Below are 17,090 nucleotides of genomic sequence, written 5' to 3'. Positions count from 1 at the left end.
AGAAATGACAGAATATAATTGGAATGAAAAACATATCATTACTTTTCCTGAAGAAAAGGTAGCCCTGTCGACCAAGGATTTGCATGTTTACTACGGTAAAAAGGAATCCATCAAGGGCATTGATATGCAGTTTGAAAAAAACAAAATCACTGCTTTGATTGGCCCCTCTGGATCAGGTAAATCAACCTATCTTCGCAGCCTCAACCGCATGAACGATACCATTGATATTGCCAATGTGACTGGAGAGATTCTCTATGAGGGGATTGATGTCAATCGCCCTGAAATCAATGTTTATGAAATGCGCAAGCATATCGGCATGGTTTTCCAGAGACCAAATCCTTTTGCCAAGTCTATCTATCGAAATATCACCTTTGCCCATGAACGGGCTGGTGTCAGAGATAGAAAGGTTTTGGATGAGATTGTGGAGACTTCGCTCAAGCAAGCAGCTCTTTGGGACCAGGTCAAAGATGACTTGCACAAGTCAGCCCTGACTCTCTCTGGCGGTCAGCAGCAGCGGCTCTGCATTGCCCGTGCTATCTCGGTCAAGCCAAACATTCTGCTCATGGATGAGCCAGCGTCAGCCTTGGATCCGATTGCGACCATGCAGCTGGAAGAAACCATGTTCGAACTTAAGAACAACTATACCATTATCATTGTGACCCACAATATGCAGCAGGCTGCCCGTGCTAGTGACTACACTGGATTCTTCTATCTGGGCGACTTGATTGAGTATGATAAGACGGCTAATATTTTCCAAAACGCTAAGCTTCAGTCCACTAATGACTATGTTTCAGGTCATTTTGGTTAAGCAGCTGTCCGTATTCATCACGATTCAACAAGCTTAGTCTTTGGTTGAATGTAAAATAAAATGAAGGAAAAACGTATGACAGAACCTATTTTGCAAGTCAAGGACTTGTCGGTTTATTATAATAAAAAGAAAGCCCTTAATAGCGTTTCACTTGATTTCATGCCAAATGAGATTACGGCTTTGATTGGACCGTCAGGCTCAGGTAAGTCAACCTTGCTCAAGGCTATCAACCGAATGGGCGACCTGAATCCAGAAGTAACAACTACAGGAACGGTCATTTATAACAGTCACAATATCTATGGTCCGAGGACAGATACGGTAGAGCTTCGCAAGGAAATCGGAATGGTCTTCCAGCAGCCCAATCCTTTCCCTATGACCATCTATGAAAATGTGGTCTATGGACTTCGGATTAATGGTGTTAAGGACAAGGCAGTTTTAGACGAAGCAGTAGAGCGCTCCCTTATTGGTGCTTCTATCTGGGACGAGGTCAAGGACCGTCTGCATGATTCCGCTATCGGTCTTTCCGGTGGTCAGCAGCAACGGGTTTGTGTGGCTCGCGTGCTAGCTACTAGTCCTAAGATCATTCTCTTGGACGAGCCGACATCAGCCTTGGATCCAATCTCAGCTGGGAAAATCGAGGAAACCCTCTACAGCCTGAAAGACAAATATACCATGCTTTTGGTCACTCGCTCCATGCAGCAGGCGTCTCGGATTTCTGAAAAGACCGGCTTCTTCCTTGGTGGAGACTTGATTGAATTTAATGAAACCAAGAAGATGTTCCTCAATCCAGCCCATAAAGAGACCGAAGATTACATTACTGGTAAATTCGGATAACAGAAAGGAATCTTATGCTTAGAGTACAATTTGAAGAAGATTTAGAAAAACTTCATAATCAATTCTACGCGATGGGAAACGAAGTCCTATCGCAGATTAACCGGACGGTGCGTGCCTTTGTCACACATGACCGTGAACTGGCTCGTCAGGTCATTGAAGACGACGCTGAAGTCAATGAATACGAAGTCAAACTGGAGAAGAAATCTCTAGAAATCATCGCTTTGCAGCAGCCTGTGTCTCAGGATTTGCGAACCGTTATTACCGTGTTGAAAGCCAGCAGTGATTTGGAACGCATGGGTGACCACGCCGTATCTATCGCCAAAGCTACTGTTCGGATGAAGGGAGAAGTTCGCATCGAGTCTGTAGAAGATGCCATCAGCAAGATGGGTCGCGATGTTAAGAACTTCGTCGAAGAAACCCTGAACGTCTACCTCAATGGAAATGTAGACCAAGCTTATGCCGTAGCAGCGATGGATGAGAAAATCAACCAATACTTTGATGATATTCGCGATCTCGCTACTGAGGAAATCAAACAAAATCCAGAGCTGATTGTGACTGGCCGTGACTACTTCCAAGTTATCTCTTACTTGGAACGAATCGGCGACTATGCCAAGAATATCTGTGAATGGGTTGTTTACTTTGAAACAGGTAAAATTATTGAGTTGTGATGATAAAAAAGGTACGATTTATTTCGTGTCTTTTTTGTATAATCTCAAGTATGGTTAGCATTCTGTTTTGTGTTTTAACTTACAACTAACTATGTTATACTACAAGAGTAGAGTTAAAATTTATATATTTTTATATGGGTACATAATGGAGAATATTTATGAAGAAAAAGATCCTTATAATGATTACTGTTTTGGTCATGTTAGGTTCAGGCGGAATCTATATATACAACAAACTAACCAAACCTAACTTTAGCCCCAAAACAACCAAGCTCTATCAGCGAGGCTTTAGACTTCTGGAAGAGCAACTAGGAACTTATATAAAAGAGCATTACTCAGGGCTTGAAAAGATTGAGTTTTCCCCAATCTACGTTACTGAGGAAGGGTCAACTTTCTCAAATGTCTATATCCGTCCAACTATTTATGATAAGCATGGAAATAAAGCCACTCTTGGCACTAAAGTTAATAATGTGTATCCAAGTAGCTTTGGTATCGTCTCACATATAATTCTTAATTTTGATGGAGGTGGAAATGAAGCTATAGATTTAAAGGACTCAAACGGGAATAACATTGATGTTTCTAACGCGCAACATTTACCTGATGAAGCTAAACTCACAAGAGCTAAAGGGATTGATTTGAATATGGAATTATTAGTTGAATACGGTCAGTTAAAGGATGTTATTAAGGATGAAAAAGGAAGCCCAGAAGCACAGATTATTTACAATGTTAAACTAAGCAAAGAGGAAGGATGATGTGGCGTGAACTAAGCGACAAATACAACTATTTTCTTAGGTAGTTGAGGATAGAAGTTTGCTAAAAATAATGAAAAGATTTTATATGACAATACTAAGGTATTATGCTATTCTATTAGAAAAGAACTATGAAAACGCGTTATAATGGAGGTATATTAGTGAAAAAGAAGATTATTATTGTTTTAACAATTCTATTCATTGTAATTTCAGGCGGAATCTATATATACAACAAACTAACAAAACCTAACTTAGGTCCCAAAACAACCAAGCTCTATCAGCGAGGCTTTCGACTCTTAGAAGAACAATATGGAACCTATTTCAAAGAACACTATAAAGGTATTGAGAAGATTAAATTTTCTCCGATTTATATTGAAGGGGATAATGGTGGTTCTATGCTAAATGCCTATGTACGTCCGACGATTTATGATAAATATGGGAATAAAGCAACATTAGGAACAACAATAGAGAACTACACACCTAATAGCTATGGTTTGCTTACTCATACATTTCTTGATTTTGATGGTTCAGGGCTCACGAAGGCTAGAAGTACAGATGAAAATATTTCTTTATTGGTTGAAGACAGTCAGTTAAAGGATGTTGTTAAGGATGAAAAAGGAAGCCCAGAAGCTGAAATCATTTACAATGTTAAGCTAAGTAAAGAGGAAGAATGATGTGGCTTTGCCCGATCAAGAGGTTCGAAGAATGTAGTTAGATCTTAAGAAAGACGTAAAGAATGAAAGCGAAGTTATTTATAGGATTTGAAATAAAACTTTTTTATGTAAAAGACTCCAGGTATTATAAACAGATAATTGAGAGCGCTTTTATAAAAAATGAATGAAACCAGAAATAATGGTATGACTAGAAATATTATGATATACTATAAATAAAAAATGAAAGCGTTTTCATAAAGGTGTGAGGTAGGTAAACAATGAAGAAAAAAAAATTTGCGATCATTGCAGTTCTTATAGTTTTAATTTCAGGAGGAGTATATTGTATGACAAAATGGATTGAACACAAAAACTCTCCATATAATGTTAGTGATGTTTTAGACGACAAAGGAGTGAAACTTTACAAACGAGGATTTCGTTTGTTGGAAGAACAACTGGCAACTTACATTAAAGAGCACTATTCCGGAGTCACTAAAATAGAATTTTCACCTATACTAGTTCGAGGAGGTGACGGACGATATATGTTTCATGCCAATATTGTTCCTATAGTTTATGATGAATATGGAGATAAGGCGTATTTAGGTAAAAAAATTGGAAATCAAACATTTGCTCATTATGATGATTTTAGTAGTATTAGACTCGATTTTAATGGCTGGGATGAAGAAATCATTGAAATAAGAGTTGGTAGTGAATTTATTGATATATCTGATAGTAAATGTTTACCTGAAAATGTAAAACTTAATTCTGTTAAAGAAATGGATGAAAATATAGAAGCGCTTGTCAATGCTGGTCAACTAAAAGATGTGGTTAAAAGTGAAAAAGGTAGTCAAAAAGCGGAAATTGTCTATAATACAGAAATTAAGAAAGGAGACTATTTGGATTGGCGTTGACAGAATGGCATTGTTTATATTAAATAACACTTAGTAAGGCTAAAAGATGTTAAGGAATCAGATGTAGGAAGTCCGAATGCCGAAATTAGACTACAACTTATAAATTAAAAGAGGGAGTTATTCAGAATGGGGATAATCTTTGATTAAATGGGGAGGTTTCTGTTTATGGATAATATGGCAGAAGTACTCGGCAAAAAATACAATATTGTGATATACTATAAACAGAAAAAATGGATTCGTTTTCATTTAGATATAGAGGTGACAGTTAATGAAGAAAAAACAACTTGCAATTATAGCTGTATTAATTACCTTAGTTTCAGGAGGGGGATACTGTATGACAAAATGGATTGAACATCAAAACTCGCCGTATAATGTTAGTGATGTTTTAGACGATAAAGGAGTAAAACTTTACAAACGCGGATTTCGTTTGTTGGAAGAACAACTAGCAACTTATATCAAAGAACACTATTCAGGAGTTAGTAAAATTGAGTTTTCACCAATTTTTGTGCAAGGTGGGGATGGGCAGACTATGTTCGATGCTAATATCGTTCCCGTAATTTATGACAATCATGGGAATAAGGCTTATTTAGGGCGAAAAGTTGGTAAGCATGGATATGCAAGCTACGGTCTTTTAGGAGATCTACGGTTAGATTTTAATGGTTTTGATGAGGAAGTGATTGAAATTGATGTAGATGGTAAATTTCTTGATATAACGAATTACAAAAGTTTGCCTCCAAAAGCTAAATTAACAATCAACCCCGCAATGGATGAAAATATTGAAGCACTTGTTAAAGATGGACAACTAAAAGATGTGGTTAAAAGTGAAAAAGGCAGCCTAGAAGCAGAAGTTGCCTATAATACAGAAATTAGGAAAGGAAATGAGTGGGAATGGCGTTGAATGATGAACAGGTACAGCAATTGCAAACAAGAGTTCTAAAAATAATTAAAGACCATGATGTTGGTGAAGATTTTTCGTTAAAAAGGGGAGGACAAAAATATGTCTTAATCAACGAAGTCAACGAAACCACCCAAGCCATTGCCGTTGCGCCTCTTAATAAGCAAGGACAACCAGACTACAGTCAAACGACCATCGTGGTAGCTGGAACTCAGGCACCTAACGGAGATATTAATAATCATGTTTTAGAATCTGGATTCAATGCAGTAATGGCAAGAAATCAATTAACAGAACAGACAAAGGACGTTCGAGAATTTTATAATCAATCATTAGCTAGTGCTAAAAAAATGGCTGGCAAAGGACAAGAAGTTGATATCAGTAATATGTCGGGATTTAGTCAAGCGGGACCAGCAGTTGCTAAAGTAGCTGCGGAAATGAAAGTCCGAAAGATTACAAATTTCATGGACTGGGGTGCGTGGAATTCGTTGACAAAAAATACAGCCGACTATAGAGGTATTAGTGATGAAGAATTAGCATATATTAATAAACATTTACATTCATACAGTGATCAAGGGAAAGATTTAACAAGTTGGGATGGTCATGGAGGGAACATTCCGTATGGAAAAGTATTTACTGTAGAGGGAAAACATCATAATGCTGGGTTACCAAAGATTAAAGGTAATAGGCCAGATTTTGAATGGTATGAAAAAAATGGTCTTTTCTGCTCTGGCATGACCGAAAAGCAAGTCAAAAAGATTGCAAAACTTAAAGCAAAAATGTACGAAATAAATGCCGCAACCGCAAATTATGGATTAGACTATGCAAAAAAAATCCTGATCATTATGTCCTTGAGTATTTAAAGGAATATGGAGACTTCGCTCCTGAGCCTTCTAAGCAGGATTTAATCGCTATAAATAGAGAATACATTGATGAATTGCATGCCTCGTTAAGAACCAGTTCTGGCGACAAAACAATTAGTTTAAGAGAGGAACTCGTTCGTACAAGTGCTCAAACTGCTCAGCTTCAAGCTGAGGTCTATGAGCAAGAGATTAAAGATAAGTTAGCAAGTGCAAAATCAAAAGTTGAGGCGCACATCTCAGAACTAAGAAACGCATCTTTTACATTAGCTCACAACCTTTCATCTGGAGAAGTAGAAGATCTCTTGTCTGAACTGACCTTATCCAAAACTTGGAATGGCGGAACAGAAGCCTCTACTCTCGCCTCAGCAAGTGAATATACGACTAAAATGACGGAAATCGCTGGTAATTTAAACAAGGCCGCTGATAATATCGTAGCGATTGATCAAAAAGGCGCCCAGATTTTCACAAAAAAATAGGAGGAAACGCATGATTGAACCAAATACAGAAGATCGAGCTGAAGCCGAACGTATAAAAAAAGAATATTTAAAGATTCAGGAACGTATTGCTATTCGTGGTTTAATTTCAGCTAAAATAGCTGTCCTTCTTGAAGAAAGTCAAGCTTTGCAGAGTTGGCTAGATAGTCAAGCAGATACTATGAAAACTTTTGCCTCTACTCAAGTACCTGCTGACTTATCTGGAGCTTTCACAGGTGGAGCAGCAGATTCAATCAAGGAGGTACTAGGCGCTGTTCCTAAGCCTAGTTTGACCAGCCCTATCTTATAGGAGGCTTTATGGATATTCAGAAAAAGATTGATCGTCTTGATGACGATCACATAGCTTTTCGAAAGAAAGTTAGTGAGTATGAATGGGATTACCAAGATATGAGACGAGAGGCTAAAAATGTTTCAGAGGAAATGAGCGAATGGATATTTTCTTTTTGTTGCAATAGTCCTGATACCGTGCCCTCATATGAATTAAGACAAATAGAAGAAAATAGAGAAATTTTTGACAGAAAAATTCAGCGTTATGAAGAACGGCTAAACAAAACTTATCACGAAGAAAATCGAATCTATAATAAAAAATTAGAGGAACTTGAGAAAGAAAAGAAGAACTCTTGACCTTTCTTCCATTTTCATAAACTACATAGACAGGTTATTCCCCTGTCTTTTTGTTTGCATTTATTCTGCAACGAAATCTTTTAAATATGATACAATAATAACAGATTATAAGCGGATAAGGATAGCAGAGTAATCTTGCTTCGTTGTTCGCTAGATGAGGAGAAGCTGATGCAAGCAGTTAAACATTTTATTGAAACATTTGTTCCTGAGCACTATGATCTCTTTTTGGATCTGAATCGTGCCGACAAGACTTTTTCAGGCAACGTGACCATTACTGGGGAAGCTAAGACGAGTAAGATTTCCCTACATCAAAAAGATTTAACAGTTGAAGCTGTAGAGGTGGCTGGCCAAGCTCGTCCTTTCACTCTTGATAAGGACAATGAAGCTCTTTATATCGAGCTGGAAGCAGCTGGGCCTGTAGTGATGACAATAACTTATACTGGTAAGATTACGGATAATATGACGGGAATTTACCCATCCTACTACACGGTAGATGGTGTGAAAAAAGAGATTATTTCTACGCAGTTTGAGAGCCATTTTGCCCGCGAAGCCTTTCCGAGTGTGGATGAGCCAGAGGCTAAGGCAACTTTTGATTTGGCTTTGAAATTTGACCAAGAAGAGGGTGAGTTGGCTCTGTCTAATATGCCAGAAATTGATGTTGAAAACCGCAAAGCGACTGGCGTTTGGAAGTTTGAAACGACTCCACGTATGTCTTCCTATCTCTTGGCTTTTGCTGCAGGTGATATGCAAGGAATTACTGCTAAAACCAAGAATGGAACCTTGGTAGGAGTCTATGCGACCAAGGCCCACCCAGCCAGCAATCTAGAGTTTGCTTTGGACATTGCGGTTCGCTGTATCGAATTTTATGAAGAATACTATGGAGTCAAGTATCCTATTCCTCAGTCACTTCATGTGGCCCTGCCAGACTTTTCTGCTGGTGCTATGGAAAATTGGGGTTTGGTGACCTATCGGGAAATTTATCTGCTGGTGGATGAAAATTCAACAGCTCTGAGCCGTCAGACAGTTGCCTTGGTTGTTGCACACGAACTAGCCCACCAATGGTTCGGAAATCTAGTGACCATGAAGTGGTGGGACGACCTCTGGCTCAATGAAAGCTTTGCCAATATGATGGAGTATGTCTCAGTTGATGCGATTGAGCCTAGCTGGAAGATTTTTGAAGATTTCCAGACCAGTGGAGCTCCTTATGCCCTCAAGCGTGACGCGACAGATGGCGTCCAGTCGGTCCATGTAGAGGTCAAGCATCCTGATGAAATCAATACTCTTTTTGATGGAGCGATTGTCTATGCCAAGGGTAGTCGTCTTATGCACATGCTGCGCCGTTGGCTGGGAGATGATGCCTTCCGTAAGGGGCTAGGTGCCTACTTTGAGAAGCACCAGTATGGCAATACCATCGGTCGTGATCTTTGGGACGCTCTTTCTCAAGCTTCTGGCCGTGATGTAGCTGCCTTTATGGATGCTTGGCTGGAGCAGCCGGGTTATCCAGTTGTCACTGCTAAGGTCGAAAATGACTGCTTGATTTTGACCCAGAAGCAGTTCTTCATTGGGGAGCACGAAGACAAAGGTCGTCTCTGGCCAGTGCCTCTTAACAGTAACTGGCAAGGACTTCCTGATACTCTGACGACAGAAAGACTGGAAATTCCTAATTATGCAGCCCTGGCAGCGCAAAATGACGGGGCCCTGCGTCTCAATACAGAAAACACTGCCCACTATATTACAGATTATCAGGGTGAGTTGCTGGATGCTCTTCTGAATAATCTTAGCTCTTTGGACAATATCAGCAAGCTGCAAATCGTGCAAGAGCGCCGACTTCTGGCAGAGTCAGGTATGATTTCCTATGCGGATCTGCTGCCAGTTATCAGCAAGTTGGCAAACGAAACTTCTTATATGGTGGTTTCAGCTGTTTCCCAAGTGCTAGAAGGATTGAACCGCTTTGTGGATGAGGGCAGTCAGACTGAAGAAGATTACAAAGCCCTGCTGAAAGTACTTAGTCAAAGTAATTTCGACCGTCTTGGTTTTGAAAAACAGGAGGGAGAGAGCGATGAAGATGAGATGGTTCGTCAGCTAATTGTGGGTAATATGATTAAGGCTGACGATGAGACAGCTAAAGCTCAAGCAAGCCAGATTTTTGACCGCTATCGTGATAATTTGGAAAAACTCCCTGCTGCTATTCGTTTGCAGGTATTGGTCAACCAAATCAAGCATCATGAAAGCAAGGAGCTGACTAAGCTTTATCTGGACCTCTATGTCGCTTCAAATGATGGAAGCTTCAAAAATGCTCTTTCTACAGCCCTTTCTTATACGAAGAACAAGGAAACCTTGGATGAACTGTTAGCGACTTGGAAGGATAAATTTACTGTGAAACCGCAGGATTTGTCAGCTTGGTATGCCCGTTTCCTCAGCCAAGATTTTACTCAAGAAGCAGTGTGGACTTGGGCGCGTGAAAATTGGGACTGGATCAAGGCAGCACTAGGTGGCGACATGAGCTTTGATAGCTTTGTCATTAGCCCAGCAGTGGTCTTCAAGACAGAGAAGAGATTGGCAGAGTACAAAGCCTTCTTTGAACCGCAGTTGGACGATATGGCGATTAGCCGAAACATCAGCATGGGAATCAAGGAAATCGCTGCGCGTGTTGAACTGGTTAAGCGTGAGAAAGAAGCAGTGGAAAAAGCAATTCGAGCTGCGATCTGATGGATTTAATTAAATTGACTAGAAAGTCTGAGATAGTAGCCTATCTCAGGCTTTTTCTTTATCATTTTGAGTATTTAAACATTGCTAATATGCCTTTGCTTTGATAAAATAGAAAAGTATGTGAAATAAACAGGAAACTGTTTAAAGGAGAAATGGAGTTTATAATGGAAAAGAAAATAGTCTATGGCTTCCGCAAGAGCCGCCTTTCTAAGGGCTTGTGCGGAGCTGTTTTGGGTGCGGCTTTGTTGGTAGCTGCCGGATCAGTTCAAGCAGAGGAAAAGGTATCTTCAGCAGCAGGACAGTCTGCCCTTTCTGAAGCTACTCTTTCGCCAACCGAAGCGTCCCAGCCAACTGTTGCGCCTGCTCAGTCAGAGCCAGTTAATCAAGACAAGCTTCCCTTGGAGGTTTCTCATGCAGAAATTGACCAAGCTTTGGCAGAGGCCGGGAAAGCAGGAGTTCAGCTAAAGCAGGAGCCGACTGTTGATTTAGGAACAGCTAGAGATCCAGAAGAAGCTGCTAGTAAACGGGAGACAGCCCTAACAGATTATGCGACCCAAGTCAAGGAAATACGTGAAACCACAGCAGCTTATCAAGAGCAACTGAAGACTTATGAGAAAGAACTCAGTCAGAAAGAGTCTGCCAATCAAGCCTTGAAAGACCAATATGACAAGGCTCTGGCTTACCATGCACAAGAGTCCAGTCGTATTCAAGCTGAAAATGCTCAGCTACAGGCGGACTATGAGCAGAAACGGGCTGCTTATCAAGCAGAATTGAACCGTATAGTAAAAATCAATCAAGAGAAAGAAACCTCCTATCAAGCAGCTTTAGCTGCCTATCAAGAGGAGCGTTCACGGATTTTACAAGAAAATGCTCAAGCAAAAGCAGACTACCAAACTGCTATGGAGAGCTATGCTACAGAGCTGAAAGCTACTCAGGAGAAGAATGCAGAAGCAAAGCGTCGCTATGAAGCAAAGCTTGCTCAGGTCTCAGATCACAATGAAGCTGCTCAAGCTGAAAATGCAGCCATTGCAGAACGAAATCAGGCAGCTGAAAAAGGCTATCAGGAAGCAGTCAAGCAGTATGAAGCTGAAGTATCCAGACTGGCTCAGGTTAAGGCAGAAAAAGAAGCCGTTTATCAAGCTGCCTTGGCTGATTATGAGAAAGAGTTGGCTAGAGTTCATAAAGATAATGCCGAGCTAGAACAGCAGTATCAGTCAGAATTGACGACTTACCAACAGGAAGTAGAACGCATTCAAAGAGCCAATCAAGCAGCAAAACAATCTTATGAGACGGTCTTGGCTAAAATCCAAGAGCAGAATAAAGAGATTGAGGCGCAAAATCTAGCTATTCAGAAGAAAAATGCAGCCTTAAAGGAGCAGTATCAGGCTGATTTAGCCGCTTATCAAGAGCGATTGGCTGAGATTCGACAAAAAAATCAAGCGGCAGAGAAAGACTATGAGAGCAAATTAGTTGCTTATCAAAAGAATCGGTCTGAAATCGAGGCGGCCAATGATGCCAAAGCGAGAGATCATCAAGCAGCTTTGACTGCCTATCAATCTGAACTTGAGCGTGTCCAAGCTGAAAATAATAAGCGGCAAACTGCCTATGAGACAGAAAAAGCAGAAGTAACAGCCCGTAATGCTGCCATTCAAGCTGAAAATGCCCAGATTCGTCAGCAAAATCAGGAAAAACAAGAGCTTTATAAAAATCAATTATCTCAATATGAGCAGGATGTGGCTCGAATCACTGAAAGCAACCAGAAAAATCGAGAAGCATATGAGAAAGCCTTACTTACCTATCAGGAGGCGACTGCTCGGATTGAAACGGAAAACAAGAATAAATTAGCTGCTTATCAGGCTGACTTAGCGACCTACCAAGCAAATCTTGCAAGGATTGAAGCAGAAAATCAAAGACTAAAAGAAGATTATGAGGCAAACCTTGCTTCTATTTCAGCACAGAACGCAGTGATTGAGCAGGAAAATGCAAACATTGAGGAAAAAAATGCCCGCCTGAAATCTGACTATGATAAGCTCTTGGAAGAATATAAGAAGGCAAAAGCTGCCTATGATAAAGCCAAAACTAAGTATGATGTAGCTCTTGTAACTTTTGAGAGAGAGTTGCAGGAAGCTGAAGCTAAGAAAAATGAAGAAGGCTATCTCAGTAAGGTTGAAAGCCAGCCTTTTGTTTTCAAATCTGAGCCCCAGGCTGTCTTGACGCTTGATCCGTCTATTAGAACCTATACCAATGATGAGCTGACTGATGAGGTGCGTTCTTGGGGAATGGATCAACAAGGAATAACTGCTTTGACCAGTGTTTTAAAAGGGAAAGAGCATCAGACTAAAGTCATTTTGCAAAAAGATGTGCCTCTGGTAGCTACTTATACCAATATCAAAAATTCCAGTATTCAGGGCAAGAAAATCGCTAAAGTTGTCTACACTTATACTCTGAAAGAATCAACGAAGAGTCAGGATAAGCTGCCAGTTTTCTTAGTTAAGGATCCGACCTTGACTGTCTGGACCTTGGATTTTCATGGCCATTCTCGGGTCAATGTTCAAGCTGAGTTTTTCGATGAGGCTGGAGAAAAGCTTGATATGACAGGTTCGCTTGTCAGCTTCTCGTCTTTAAATACGAACAAAGTTGCGATTGAATATATCAAGAATTTTAATGGTGAATATATTCCTATTACAGGCTCTGCCATTAATGTTCACCCAGATACTAGTGTTCACGCTGATATTTCAATTAACTTTGAGCGGGAAGGCTCTCGCTTTGAGTATAACAAATGGGACTCGCCGAACAGTCCCTATAACTGGTATGGCGCTATCGTAGGTAAGGCACAGGGAGATGTCATTTCCTTTGATATTGGTTCAAGAAATCGGGGTTCTGCTTGGTTTGTATTTAACTCTGATATTAAAGCCAAAGGTGTTCCAATGAAGCCTGTTGCTCCGACAGAAGTTGCTCAACCTCAGGAACCGGCTTATGAGGAAGTCAAGGCCTTGCAGCCTCTTCCGAGTCAGCCAGTCTATCAACCTTTGCCAGAAGAGCCAGCTCAGCCAGCCTATCAAGAACTTCCTAGCCAGCCGACAGAAACTCAGCCTCTTGCTCTTCCAAGTCGGCCTGAGGAACTAGTAGCTCTACCGGAAAGAGATTTGGAAGTTTTACCGCAAGAGCCGACTTATAAGGCTGAGCCGCTTCAACCGCAGGCGCCAGCTTATCAGGAGTTGCCAGACGAACCTAGCGCCCCTTCTTTATTGAAAGAGCTGGATGCAATTGAAGAGCCGACCTATGAGAAGGAGCAGTCCTTGCTGAGTCTTCCGCAAGCTCCGGTTGAAGAAGCGCTGCCACAGGAACCACAGCTCCCATCTTATTTGAAGGAACCAGAGAAACCTCAAAAAGATCCTGAAGTAAGCACGGGTGAGGCTCCGAAACCGCCTGTTTATGAAGAAGAAATTGCTTTAGAGGAGCTGTCTCAGGAGCCAAGCTATCTGCAGGAACCACAGCTTCCTCAAGAACCAGTTCTTCAGCCTGAACCCCAGTCACCTATCAGAGAAAGTGACTTGCCTTTGATTGCTGAGCCTGACAAGCCGAACTATAAAGAGCTTCCTCAAAAGCCGGCTGAACCTAGCTATCAAGCTTTGCCAAGCCGTCCGCAAGCGCCGACTCAAACTTATCACTATAACCAGCTTTTTATCCAGTTAAAAGTCAGAGAAGAGTTGGAGGATGAGTCCAAGAAGAATATTCATCAACAAGAGGTTAGCCAGGGAAGTTTTGCTGTCCTTAATCTGGTAACGGATGCTTTGCCTGCTTATCGCCTGCCAATTCATTCTTTCGTATTGGAAGATCGCCTGCCGGAAGGTTTTGAATTAGATCTAGAAGCTACTAGAGCGAAAAGTTCTGGTTACGAGGTTTCTTATGACCCGAGCACCAGAGTCTTGACTTTTGTTGCTGCACCAGGTCTGCTTGAACGCTACAATGCTGACTTGAATTCTGCGACCGAGACCCTAGCTCCAGCAGCAGTCGGTCGACTCTTGTATTCAGGCAGAACTTATACCAATCATTTCAGCTTGCTGATTAATAATCAATACCGGATAGAATCCAATCAGGTTAGTGTTTCGACACCTCCTGCAGAGATTACTGTTCAAACAGCGCAAAAATTTGAGCCTCTTTCAAACCAGACTTTGCAGCATCAAAGATCTGCAAGTAAGCAACCAAGCAACATGCAGCTATCTGTCAGCTACCAAACCAGTCAAGGTCAATTGCCTAAAACTGGAAGCAGTTCGAGCTCTCTTCTCACTTATCTTGGCTTTGCGGCCTTGCTAGCTTCAGCCGGCTTCCGTCTTTCTAAGAAAAAGTCATAAAAAGATAAACAGCTCCTGCATCCAGAGATTTTGAACATGATAAATTTAGACTGAGACAATTTTGTCCCAGTCTTTTTTGCTGCGGATTTTTGGGGCAAATGTTTGATAGATGTATCAAGTGTTTTAGATAGGCAAGTATTTTAAGATGAACGTAAATCGTGTTATAATAGCCATGTCAAAGAATTTTTACCTACAATAATCACTAATGTTAAAGAATTTCATCTAGCCAAACAACTAAAAAATAAGTATGATGAGGAGGAAAAGATAATGTTAGGAAAACAATTGAAGTTTATACGGGAGCAAAGAGGCTATAGCCAAGCTCAGATTGCAGAATCATTAGGAACGACTCGGCAGACCATCTCGAACTGGGAAAATGATAAGACGATTCTAGATAGTGCAAGTCTTATTCGTCTAGCCGATTTTTACCAGATTTCATTAGATGAGCTATGTGGTCGAAAAGCTTTATCTATCTCCAAAGATTCGAGCATAAAATCAATGATTTTGACAAATGCCTGTACACTTTGGACTTGCTTTGTTTCCTCTCTCGGATAGCTCTATTGATTTTCCTGCTAACTTTTTAGTTATTTAGAATATTAGGAGGAAAACAATGTTTTACTATTTTTATTTATCTCTCGCAATTCTATTTGAAATTGCCGCCACAAGTCTTTTAAAACTATCTCAAGGTTTTTCGAAACTATTTTTCGGTTGCCTTGCTTTGATGTTTTATGGCTTGTGCTTTTTCTTTTTATCTCTATCTTTAAAGGGCATTCAGTTAAATCTAGCTTACGCTATTTGGTCTGCAATAGGTCTAGTAGGGACAACGATATTATCTATTCTGCTTTGGCACGAAAAAGTAACAGCTGTAAGCCTTTTAGGGATAAGTCTAGTTATTGTCGGACTTGTTTTATTGAACTTATCACAAAAGACTCACTAGAGAATGGAGAATTATATGTTTGATAATTATTTTAAAAATAAAAAGGTTGTAATTATTGGTGCAAGTGGTAGTTTGGGAAGAGTCTATACACGGGCTTTTCATCAAGCAGGTGCTAGGTTATATCTATTAGGAAGAGATATAGAGAAGTTAAAGATGTTTGTGCAAGAATTTTCGTCTTTTATTCCAATAAGCTCAGTGGATATTACAAGTGAAGAGTCTCTAAAAAATGTAGTATCAGAGATACAAGAGTGGTCGGAATGTATAGATATTGTTATCAATGCAACTGGTTTTGATGTAAGAAAATCTTTGTCAGCGCATTCCCTTGAGGACATAGATCAGACACTATTGATCAATTTATCTGGCGCCATTCTGATTAGCAAGATTTTTCTGCCCTTATTAGCAAATGAAAAAGGTGCTACAATTGTGCATTCTGGCGGTTTTGCAGATGGGCGGCTCGCTTTCCCTTACTATAGCGTAGATGTGGCTAGTCGTGCAGGGATTTTTTCTTTTATTGAATCAATGAATCGCGAATTAAAGCAGGAGCAGAAAAAGGTGTATTTAACCTATTTTTGTCCCAATGCTGCGGACACACCCTCAGAAAAGCCTTACCATCCTGTTTGGAAGGAAATGGGAATTAAGATTTCAACTACAGACGAAGTTTGCCTAGCTTTGCTAAAAGGTATTAAGTCTCATCAAAGAGTCATCCTAATGGGACGAGGGGCATCTTTGTTTGCTAAACTCAATCTTCTGTCTTCAAGATTAGCTGATTTTCTTTTATTAGATAAATATAGCCGTATATTGAAAAAGCACTTTTCATAAACCATTTTCCCTATCTTTCAGCCTTTTTTAAGAAAAAATTCAGTCCTGTTTAAGTAAAAATCTATATGATAATGCTATTCAAGTGAAAGGATGTGTATAGGATGACTTGTAAGCTGCATTAGCTTCTTGTTTGATAGAAACAGATAGAAAAATTTACAAAAGAAAGAAGGAACGTATTAAATGGATATGGAAAAAATGATTGTTGTAGAAAAAAGTACTAAATGGTGGCTGACGGTTGCGACGGGTGGTGCTCTAGCAGTCGGACTTCTAGGTGGCTATGGTCTTGCGACAGCTATTCACGGAACAAACAATCAGCAATCAGCTATTCAACAGCCAGCTGCTATGCCTGGAGCACCGGAGCAGGGTCAGAATGGCCAGGATGCAGGAAATGGAATGCCGCCACAAGCTGGTCAGAATGGTCAAAATGGTGGACCGGGTAATGGCATGCAGCCGCAGGATGGTGGACCGGGTAATGGCATGCAGCCGCAGGATGGTGGTCCAGGACAGAACGGTCAAGACCAAGGAATGCCGCCTCAAGACGGCCAGCAGTCTGACAATGACAAGAGCAAGAATTCTTCTGCTCAGCAAAATGACAACGGGAAGAAAAACAAGAAAAAGTCTTCAACGAACACAAATGAACAATCGGACAAGAACAATAATAAGTCGACAAAAGAAAATAAAACGTCGCAGTCGTAGAAAAAACTTACTGATTTTGACCCAAGTCATGATATAATAAGAATAGCAAATAAAACAAAAACCAAAAGACATAATCTTGGAAAGTTT

General features: G+C 40.4%; 15 protein-coding genes and 1 pseudogene. All 16 read left to right on the top strand.

The genetic code is table 11. The features are described 5' to 3' along the window. Positions 1–4: 4 nt before the first annotated feature. The 16 genes and pseudogenes from pstB (HMPREF9378_RS06865) (at position 5) to HMPREF9378_RS06940 (ending at position 17,003) form a co-directional block, all read left to right on the top strand. Entirely contained in the window at positions 5–808 is an 804-nt protein-coding gene (gene pstB / locus HMPREF9378_RS06865) for a phosphate ABC transporter ATP-binding protein PstB (RefSeq protein WP_002895769.1), read from the top strand. A gap of 75 nt (positions 809–883) precedes the next feature. Next, positions 884–1,642 (top strand): phosphate ABC transporter ATP-binding protein PstB, encoded by a 759-nt coding sequence (pstB, locus tag HMPREF9378_RS06870; RefSeq protein WP_009660526.1) that lies wholly within the window; start codon positions 884–886, stop codon positions 1,640–1,642. A 14-nt stretch (positions 1,643–1,656) separates the two neighbouring features. Beyond that, positions 1,657–2,310 (top strand): phosphate signaling complex protein PhoU, encoded by a 654-nt coding sequence (gene phoU, locus HMPREF9378_RS06875; protein WP_002895767.1) that lies wholly within the window; start codon positions 1,657–1,659, stop codon positions 2,308–2,310. A 158-nt stretch (positions 2,311–2,468) separates the two neighbouring features. Then, entirely contained in the window at positions 2,469–3,059 is a 591-nt protein-coding gene (locus tag HMPREF9378_RS06880; RefSeq protein ID WP_002913665.1) for a hypothetical protein, read from the top strand. 128 nt (positions 3,060–3,187) lie between these two features. After that, a complete protein-coding gene (locus HMPREF9378_RS06885; RefSeq protein ID WP_002913664.1) occupies positions 3,188–3,730 on the top strand; it encodes a hypothetical protein in 543 nt (180 codons plus the stop codon). A gap of 257 nt (positions 3,731–3,987) precedes the next feature. Further along, entirely contained in the window at positions 3,988–4,617 is a 630-nt protein-coding gene (locus tag HMPREF9378_RS06890) for a hypothetical protein (protein WP_002913663.1), read from the top strand. A 268-nt stretch (positions 4,618–4,885) separates the two neighbouring features. Beyond that, the gene (locus HMPREF9378_RS06900) at positions 4,886–5,515 is read left to right on the top strand and encodes a hypothetical protein (protein ID WP_032909734.1); all 630 of its coding nucleotides are present in this window, start codon (positions 4,886–4,888) and stop codon (positions 5,513–5,515) included. Next, positions 5,506–6,848: pseudogene (locus HMPREF9378_RS0110885) on the top strand (hypothetical protein). The gene HMPREF9378_RS06900 and the pseudogene HMPREF9378_RS0110885 overlap by 10 nt, the downstream one beginning before the upstream one ends. Before the next feature lie 10 nt (positions 6,849–6,858). Beyond that, complete coding sequence (locus tag HMPREF9378_RS06905; RefSeq protein WP_002895761.1) at positions 6,859–7,155, top strand: hypothetical protein; 297 nt, start codon at positions 6,859–6,861, stop codon at positions 7,153–7,155. An 8-nt stretch (positions 7,156–7,163) separates the two neighbouring features. Next, positions 7,164–7,490 (top strand): hypothetical protein, encoded by a 327-nt coding sequence (locus HMPREF9378_RS06910; protein WP_002912237.1) that lies wholly within the window; start codon positions 7,164–7,166, stop codon positions 7,488–7,490. Between the two features lie 168 nt (positions 7,491–7,658). Beyond that, entirely contained in the window at positions 7,659–10,199 is a 2,541-nt protein-coding gene (locus HMPREF9378_RS06915) for a M1 family metallopeptidase (RefSeq protein ID WP_002913662.1), read from the top strand. Between the two features lie 152 nt (positions 10,200–10,351). Beyond that, positions 10,352–14,554: an LPXTG cell wall anchor domain-containing protein gene (locus HMPREF9378_RS06920; RefSeq protein WP_002913661.1), complete on the top strand. Its 4,203-nt coding sequence runs from the start codon at positions 10,352–10,354 to the stop codon at positions 14,552–14,554. A gap of 267 nt (positions 14,555–14,821) precedes the next feature. Then, positions 14,822–15,106: a helix-turn-helix domain-containing protein gene (locus HMPREF9378_RS06925; protein ID WP_002900560.1), complete on the top strand. Its 285-nt coding sequence runs from the start codon at positions 14,822–14,824 to the stop codon at positions 15,104–15,106. Positions 15,107–15,161: 55 nt separating this feature from the next. Next, complete coding sequence (locus HMPREF9378_RS06930) at positions 15,162–15,488, top strand: DMT family transporter (protein WP_002900559.1); 327 nt, start codon at positions 15,162–15,164, stop codon at positions 15,486–15,488. 3 nt (positions 15,489–15,491) lie between these two features. Further along, complete coding sequence (locus HMPREF9378_RS06935; RefSeq protein WP_002900558.1) at positions 15,492–16,307, top strand: SDR family NAD(P)-dependent oxidoreductase; 816 nt, start codon at positions 15,492–15,494, stop codon at positions 16,305–16,307. A gap of 180 nt (positions 16,308–16,487) precedes the next feature. Further along, positions 16,488–17,003, top strand: coding sequence for a hypothetical protein (locus HMPREF9378_RS06940; protein ID WP_002902799.1), 516 nt, complete (start codon positions 16,488–16,490; stop codon positions 17,001–17,003). The last annotated feature ends 87 nt before the right edge of the window (positions 17,004–17,090 follow it).

It is taken from the genome of Streptococcus sanguinis SK1 = NCTC 7863 (assembly GCF_000194945.1).
Classification (GTDB): domain Bacteria; phylum Bacillota; class Bacilli; order Lactobacillales; family Streptococcaceae; genus Streptococcus; species Streptococcus sanguinis.
This window is presented reverse-complemented; position numbering and strand designations above follow the sequence as displayed.